The 1,329-nt window shown below is 63.1% G+C and carries 1 protein-coding gene; it reads right to left on the bottom strand.

Features of this window, described 5'->3' with window-relative positions:
* Window positions 1-166 precede the first annotated feature (166 nt).
* Window positions 167-1,126: an IS110 family RNA-guided transposase gene (locus XX99_RS14590; RefSeq protein WP_050060158.1), complete on the bottom strand. Its 960-nt coding sequence runs from the start codon at window positions 1,124-1,126 to the stop codon at window positions 167-169.
* Window positions 1,127-1,329 lie beyond the last annotated feature (203 nt).

The raw sequence follows: 1,329 nt of genomic DNA on the forward strand, positions 1-1,329 counted from the left end.
CTCAGCGACTGTCTGATTTGTCAAGGTTGATTTGGGGGTTTGGTTGCAGGGTTGATGGAAAAGGCGGCGCAAGTGCGCGCCTCGGAAAACGCAAAGGGCGTGCGTTTCCCGCTTTTCCCCCACCCCGGCTGCGGGGAGCCGGATGGATGCGTCCACGGTCTGATGTTTATGCGCTCACCCTCTGGTTGGGCAGGGTGGTTTGCATCAGCGTTCTCACCTGCCGGGCTTTGGCGTTGAGGCGCACCAGCAGCTTGTGCGCCAGCGCGATGCGCACCACCTTGGGCGGTTTGCCTGCGGCTCGGAGCCGCTGCTGAAAGGCGATGAAGTCGGGCTCGTGGCGGCCCACCACGCTGGCCACGATAAACAGGATTTCACGCACCGAGCTGCGTCCACCACGCACCCGGCGCCGGCCCTGATGCTGGCCCGAGTCGGCCGCGATCGGCGCCACACCGGCCAGCTTGGAAATGGTTTTGTTGGGCAGCGTTCCCAGCTCGGGCAGATCGGCCATCAGACGGGCCACGGTGCGGCCGGCCACTCCTTTGATCGAACGCATGGCCAGATTCAACTCGCGCCACATGGGGTCTTCCTCGATCAACGCGGCGATGGTTTGCTCGAGCAGCGTCATCTGTTCGGCCAACAGCGCGAGCAGTTGAGCGAAGGAGTTCTGCACCACAGCATCGGTGATCAGCCGCTGCTGATTCTTCTGCGCGGTGCGCAGCTCCGTGAGCTGGCGCAGGCGCGTCACCAGGGCGCGCAGATGACGTTGCGTATGTGGGGCCAGGGTGACCGGCCGCGGCTTCTTCACCTCCGCATACCAGGCGATCATGCCGGCATCGATGGCGTCGGTCTTCTCCAACCGACCCATGCTCTGCGCAAACTGACGCACAGCGCGTGGATTCAGCACGGCTACGGCCAGCTCTTGATCCGATAGCTGAGCCACCGCCTGCTGCTCGTAGCCCCCCGTGGCTTCCAGCGCCACCAAACTCACCTGGTGGGCATGGCAGAACTGGGACAGCGCCGCGATCCCGGCCGCCGTGTTGGGAAAACTCGCAGAGGCGCCGTGCGGGCCAAGACGCGCCTCCAGTGACGAACCAGAAACATCCACTCCACAAATGATCCCTGTCACGGTAACCTCCCTTGTAGATACGATGAGTTGTCGTGCGACTGTGCGGTCGTGCGTGACTTGGGCAGCGGTCCCGGGGCTGAGCGCCGGTCGATAGACCACAGAATGAACGGGAGCCGTACGCCCGCGGGGGAGCAATACAAAGTGCTCCCCCACCTCAACAGTCTCTACCTAAACTGTCGATCCTTCATAGATACAAGAATGAC

The sequence above is a fragment of the Silvibacterium bohemicum genome (assembly GCF_001006305.1).
GTDB classification, from domain to species: Bacteria; Acidobacteriota; Terriglobia; order Terriglobales; family Acidobacteriaceae; genus Silvibacterium; species Silvibacterium bohemicum.